Origin of the sequence: Pseudarthrobacter sp. DSP2-3-2b1 (genome assembly GCF_049895945.1) — a bacterium.
Classification (GTDB): Bacteria; Actinomycetota; Actinomycetes; order Actinomycetales; family Micrococcaceae; genus Arthrobacter.
Genome location: NZ_JAFCTI010000015.1, coordinates 94181 through 100180 on the forward strand (window position 1 = coordinate 94181; position 6000 = coordinate 100180).

The following is a 6000-nucleotide window of genomic DNA, read 5'->3' on the forward strand; positions in this document are numbered from 1 at the left end:
CTGGCCATGCTGTTGGGGCATCGAGAGCCGTCGCTATCCCTCCACCATGGTCCGTTTCCAAAACAGACTGGGGAAAAAACCATGAAACGAGCCATCACAACTTTGGGGGTCGTGGGGCTGGCATTGTTCAGTGTCGCGGCACCGGCCTCCGCCGACAACGAAAAACTTGTCGATATCTGCCACGATTCCAAGGTCATCAGCGTCGCCCTAAATTCAGCGATCATCCAAGGCCACGTGCACAAAGACGACATCATCGCACCGAACGAATTCCTCCCTTCGGGATTCAACTGGACAGCTGACGGATTGACGAACTGCGGTGTGGTTGTTCCTCCCATAGACGAGGAACCCGTGAACGAGGAGCCTGTCGACGAAGAACCCGTGGACGAGGAGCCGGTAGACGAGGAGCCGTTCGACGAGGAACCGGGCGGAGAAACCGGCGGGACGGGTGACGAGACTGGCGGCCAAGATCCGACTCCAGTTCCAGTCGCCTTGACGCCGGCCGCTGTGACACCCGCACCCCCGGCGGCCGCTCCTAAGGCAGTTGCCAAGGTTCCCGCAGCAGCAGTCTCTGCAGTCAAGGGCACCAACCAGGGCTACAACGCGCAGACTTCCGTGGGCGGGGCGGGCGAAAGCACCACCTGGCTGGCCGGACTGGGCGTCCTGCTCGGTGCCGGTGCCTTGGTGGCACTGCGTCACAGGTCCCGCACGGAATCGCCGACGGCGGGCTGACGCCGCGGGTTGAGAGGATTCAGTCCGAGGGCGTCCCGTCGAACAAGGCGGGGCGCCCTCGGCGCATTCCCGGCCCTCGGACCGCAACCACACGAACCTAAACGTTCCGGAGAGGCCTTCCCGGACACAACAAGCTCATCTCCAAGGGGACACCATGCCGAAGCACTCCGGCCACCGCGGCGTCCTCGGGCGCGGGCTGCGCACCCGCGGGTGGAACCGGGGGGATCTTGCCATCCTGCTGTGCGGCATCCTCGGTTTCTTTTCCCTTACCTTCGGCGCCCCCCTGCTCAACCCCGCGGAACCTGCCCTGCCCGCGGCGGTAACATCGGCCGCACCGCTGGCCCCGCCGTCGGCCGTTCCCTGGCCCTTGTCTCTGGTGGGCGAGGCGACGGCGCCGGCGCCTGGGCCCGCATCCGGCGCGGCCGTAAGTGCCGCCGCCCCTGCCCTGCCCGATGCCTCTGCACCCGTCCGCATCCTTTATCCCTCAGCGGCAATGGACACCGCCGTCCACCCTTTGGAGCCGGACGCCTCGGCAGTTTCCAGCAGGACTCTCGTCCCGCCCACCACGATGGACGGGTACTGGCTGACTCCGTTCGGGACCCCTGGCAACGGCTCGGGCAACACTACGTACATCATCGGTCACAGTTGGGAAGGCAGGGATGCCCCCTTCAACCACCTCAGCTCGGCCGCAACAGTGGGCGACGAGTTCGACGTCGTCACAGCCACCGGCACCATCGCGTACCGCGTGGACAGCGTGACCACCTACGTGAAGTCCGGCCTCAAGGACAGCGACATCTGGGACATGGTTCCCAACCGCGTGGTCCTGATCAGTTGTTATACCGAAGACCCTTGGGGAAAGAACGTGGTGGTTTCGGCGTCGCCCGCTGTTCCCTAGCGGCCTGGCCGGGCAGGGAGCGCTCTGTTCAAGTGGCGGCGTGCAGGCTAAGAATGGGCATATGACTCCAGAACGATTCAATGGTCCGGCCCCGCTCCTGGTGGGGGTGATGCCCAAACAGCATCCCGAGGTGCTGAAGACGGCAGCAACGCTTGCGGCCAGGCTGTCCGCACCTCTGGTGTGCGCCTACGTGGACGAGGCCAGTTACCTGGTGGAATGGGATCCGGCCCGGTCCGCCCACCGGCTCTCGCTTCACCCGGAACAGAACGATGAGGATATCCGTGCGGTGACCAACGAGCTCAAGGCCGACATCGAACGGTCACTGGCCGCAGTCCCCGCCGGGAGCCCTCAGGTGGAGTGGACGTTGCGGACACTGGCGGGAGATCCTGCCCGTGCCCTGGCCAGGCTGGCCGCGGAAAGCAACGCCCCGATGATCATCGTCGGAACGTCCGAGAAAGGGTTGTCCCACCGGATTGCCGAGGCGCTGAACGGCTCCGTGGGTCACTGGCTCGCCCATCATCAAAGCCGGCCCGTGCTGGTGGTTCCCTACCGGCGGCCTGCACATGAGGACCGCGAATAAGCCCTCACTGGCGGCCGGGCGGCCTTTAAGGGTGCCGGTGAAGGCGGCTGGAGGTGCCGATTCAGGCGGCAGAAATAATAAAGCGAAAGTAGTTATTCGAGGTGGTAGCGGTCAGCCATACCGGCAAGTAAGCTGGTTCAAGTAGAGCGATCCGGCCAAGGTGCCGGGGAGAATCTGCCCAAAAGCTGCTCCGGAGTGCGTATCCCCCAATAACGCACTCCGGAGCTTTTTTGTGCTTCAAACAAAGAGCGGTTCGACGGCGGCACGCGCCTGGGTCAGTAAAGCTGATACCCCCAGGGGGTACTTGCCATATACCCCCACCGGGTATAGGCTGGCAGCATGGAAGCGACCCAAGCAGCAGTGCATGGCTACACCGCGAACAAGGATGCCTACCTTCGCAGGCTCAAGCGCATCGAGGGCCAGGTGCGTGGGATCGCCAGGATGGTGGATGAGGACAAATACTGCATCGACATCCTGACGCAGGTCGCCGCGGTCACCAAAGCACTCCACGCCGTGAGCCTGGGGCTCGTGGAAGAACATATCGGCCACTGCGTGGTCGGGGCCGCTGCGGAACCGGATGCCGGCCTCCGGGCTGAAGCAATCGACGCCAAGGTCAAAGAGGCATCGGAAGCCATCGGCCGTCTCCTGCGCTGACAGCCAGCAACAAGACAAGCCAAAGCCCGCCACCCGCGGGCACCTTACAAAGGAGCAAGCCATGAGCACCACCTCCACCACCGTCAGCGTTTCGGGCATGACCTGCGGGCACTGTGTGTCGTCCGTGAGCGAGGAACTTGAGTCACTCGCCGGGGTTGAAACGGTCGACGTCGAACTCAACGCGGGAGGCATCTCCACCGTCACCATTATCTCTGCCGAGGAACTGTCGCCGTCCGAGATCGGTGAAGCGGTGGCCGAAGCCGGCTACCTGGTTGTCGCCAACGACGCGTAAACGGCTGAAGATCCGGGAGCCCGCCGTGAGCACAGACCACCTTCAACAAGCCGGAACAAGGGTGCTTGAACTGGACATCGAAGGCATGACCTGCGCCTCCTGCGTCAACCGGGTGGAACGGAAACTCGGCAAGCTCGATGGCGTCCAGGCGTCGGTCAACCTCCCCCTCGAATCCGCCCAGGTCACGGTACCGGCCGCCATCACGGACCAGCAGATCGTGGACACAGTCAACGCCATCGGCTACACGGCAAAACTCCGCCAACCACCCACGCCCTACCCGGCCCCAAGTGCCAGCACCGCAACCGACGCACACGACGCACCGTTCGCTGCGTCCAAGCTGAAGCCGCGGCTGATTGTCGCGGCCGTCCTGACACTTCCGGTATTCCTGATCTCGATGATCCCTGCCCTGCAGTTCCCGAACTGGGGTTGGGTGGCGGGCGTGCTGGCGCTTCCGGTGGTCAGCTGGGCAGCGTGGCCGTTCCATCGGGCTGCGGCGATCAATGCGCGCCACCTTGCCTCCACCATGGACACCCTGGTCTCCATCGGCGTCTCGGCGGCCTACCTTTTCAGCGTCTGGCAGCTGGCGATCGATCCGCGCATGACCGAACACCCTGGCATGGCCGGCATGGATTCCGGCGCCCTGTACTTCGAAGTTGCAGCTGTGGTCACTACTTTCCTGCTCCTGGGTCGCTTCCTGGAGGCCAACGCCAAGCGGAAAGCAGGCGACGCCCTCAGGGCGTTGCTGAACCTCGGGGCGAAGGACGCCACCGTCCTGCGCGACGGCACTGAGCATAAAGTCCCGGCCGGCCAGCTCCGGGTGGGCGACGTTGTGGTGGTCCGCCCGGGTGAGAAGATCGCTACCGATGGTGTGGTGATTGATGGCAGCTCCGCGGTGGACGCCTCCTTGTTGACCGGCGAGTCGGTTCCCGTAGAGGTGGGGCCGGAAAGCAAGGTCACCGGCGCCACCATCAACACATCCGGGCGCCTGCTGGTCCGCGCCACGCGGGTGGGCGCCGAAACCACGCTTGCCCAGATGGCACGGCTGGTGTCGCAGGCCCAAACCGGCAAGGCTCCCATCGCACGCCTCGCCGACAGGATCAGCGCCGTCTTCGTCCCTGTGGTGCTGGTCATCGCCGTGCTCACCTTCGTGCTGTGGCTTGCCTTCAGCGGCCCCGGGGTTGATGGCTCCGAACTCCTCGCGGCCTTTACCGCAGCGGTTGCCGTCCTGGTTATCGCCTGCCCCTGCGCCCTTGGCCTGGCCACGCCGGTGGGGCTGCTCACCGGAACCGGCCGCGGGGCCCAATTGGGCATCCTGATCAAGGGTCCCCAGGTCCTGGAAGACACCCGCACAGTGGACACCATCCTGCTCGACAAGACGGGGACCGTGACCACTGGCAAACTCGCCGTCGACAACACTGTGGTTTTCGACGGCTACCACTCCACGGACGTACTGCGCCTCGCCGGCGCGGTTGAAGCAGCGTCGGAGCATCCGATCGCGCACGCGATAGCAGCTGCCGCGTTCGACGGCGGGCGCCCGCCCGCCGTCGAAAACTTCCGTTCAGCACCGGGCGGCGGTGTCGAAGGAACCGTGGAGGGGCAGGTTGTCCTGGCGGGCCGGACCGGCTGGCTCACGGACAACGGAATCCGCATCTCGGCCAGCCAGCAGCAGGCCCTCGCGGCAGCGGAGGCGACGGGCGCTACGGCCATCTGGGTGGCGGTGAACGGCGCACCTTCGGGCCTCATCAGCCTCCGCGACACCATCAAGCCGGGATCCGCGGCCGCCATCGCCAGGCTTAAAGAGCTGGGCTTGCGGCCTGTACTGCTGACCGGTGACAACGCTGCAGTGGCGCAGCAGGTGGCGGCCGCCGTCGGCATTTCCTCTGACGACGTCTACGCGGGCGTCCTCCCCGCCGGAAAGGTTGAAGCTGTCCGCAAGCTTCAGGCGGGCGGCGCAATAGTGGCCATGGCCGGCGACGGCGTGAACGATGCGGCCGCGCTGGCGCAGGCGGACCTGGGCATCGCCATGGGTTCCGGTACCGATGTGGCCATCGAAGCCGCTGACCTCACGGTGATGGGCAACGATCTGGGCCAGGTGGCGCAAGCCATCGAATTGTCGCGCCGGACACTGGCCACCATCAAGACCAACCTGTTCTGGGCGTTCTTCTATAACGCCATCGGCATTCCAGTGGCTGCCCTGGGGCTCTTGAACCCCATGATCGCAGGGGCCGCGATGGCCGCCAGTTCAGTACTGGTGGTAGCGAACTCGCTCCGGCTCCGGCGCTTCGGCAAGTAACTCCCGCATCTGCTTTGGCAAAGTGCTTAAGCAAGGCGCTTGAGCAGTGCGATCAGGCAGTGCGATCAGGCAGCGCGATCAGGCAGCGCGCCTGGGCCTTACTCTCAGGCAGTGCCGAAGCGGACTGCCGACCGGGCCCTGGCCTTGGCGGCCTCTTCGTCCCGGTCCTTGGCTGGCGCATGGGTGACCAGCGAGTCCAGCAGGTGTTGGGTGATGTGGGCGATCTCGTGCACTGCCTCTTCGAAAGCGTCCTCGTTGGCCTTGGACGGCTTCGTGCTACCGCTGATCTTGCGCACGTACTGCAGCGCGGCGGCGTGCACCTCTTCGGAGGTGGCGTGCGGCTCATAGTTGTGGAGGGTTCGAATATTCCGGCACATATTGCCATGCTAGGCTCTGGAGCGCCTGGGATCGACCCCCTGCCTTTTGACACTGGTGTGCATGGGCAGGGCTGTATGGGCAGCGGTCCCCATCGACAGTGTTTGGGGGCCGGGATAGGTTCTAGGTAATGGATCTTCCGGATAAGCCGGAGGCCGCTGGGGATGCCGACACCGTTCGGA

At 64.9% G+C, this 6000-nt stretch carries 7 protein-coding genes; 6 read left to right on the forward strand and 1 reads right to left on the reverse strand.

Going from position 1 to position 6000, the window contains the following annotated elements:
* Window positions 1-81: 81 nt before the first annotated feature.
* From ACP7AX_RS16885 to ACP7AX_RS16910, 6 genes are all read left to right on the forward strand, one after another.
* Window positions 82-729, forward strand: a complete 648-nt coding sequence (locus tag ACP7AX_RS16885; protein WP_426228034.1) for a hypothetical protein — start codon at window positions 82-84, stop codon at window positions 727-729.
* Window positions 730-883: 154 nt separating this feature from the next.
* A complete protein-coding gene (locus ACP7AX_RS16890; RefSeq protein ID WP_426228036.1) occupies window positions 884-1624 on the forward strand; it encodes a class F sortase in 741 nt (246 codons plus the stop codon).
* A gap of 61 nt (window positions 1625-1685) precedes the next feature.
* A complete protein-coding gene (locus ACP7AX_RS16895) occupies window positions 1686-2204 on the forward strand; it encodes a universal stress protein (protein WP_131683469.1) in 519 nt (172 codons plus the stop codon).
* A 339-nt stretch (window positions 2205-2543) separates the two neighbouring features.
* On the forward strand, window positions 2544-2858 hold the full coding sequence (locus tag ACP7AX_RS16900; RefSeq protein ID WP_131683470.1) for a metal-sensing transcriptional repressor: 315 nt from the start codon (window positions 2544-2546) through the stop codon (window positions 2856-2858).
* Between the two features lie 61 nt (window positions 2859-2919).
* Window positions 2920-3150 (forward strand): cation transporter, encoded by a 231-nt coding sequence (locus ACP7AX_RS16905; RefSeq protein ID WP_131683471.1) that lies wholly within the window; start codon window positions 2920-2922, stop codon window positions 3148-3150.
* An 85-nt stretch (window positions 3151-3235) separates the two neighbouring features.
* Entirely contained in the window at window positions 3236-5443 is a 2208-nt protein-coding gene (locus ACP7AX_RS16910) for a heavy metal translocating P-type ATPase (RefSeq protein WP_426228052.1), read from the forward strand.
* 104 nt (window positions 5444-5547) lie between these two features.
* Here the strand turns inward: ACP7AX_RS16910 and ACP7AX_RS16915 are convergent, their stop codons facing one another.
* Window positions 5548-5820, reverse strand: a complete 273-nt coding sequence (locus ACP7AX_RS16915; protein WP_426228039.1) for a DUF2277 domain-containing protein — start codon at window positions 5818-5820, stop codon at window positions 5548-5550.
* Window positions 5821-6000: the final 180 nt, after the last annotated feature.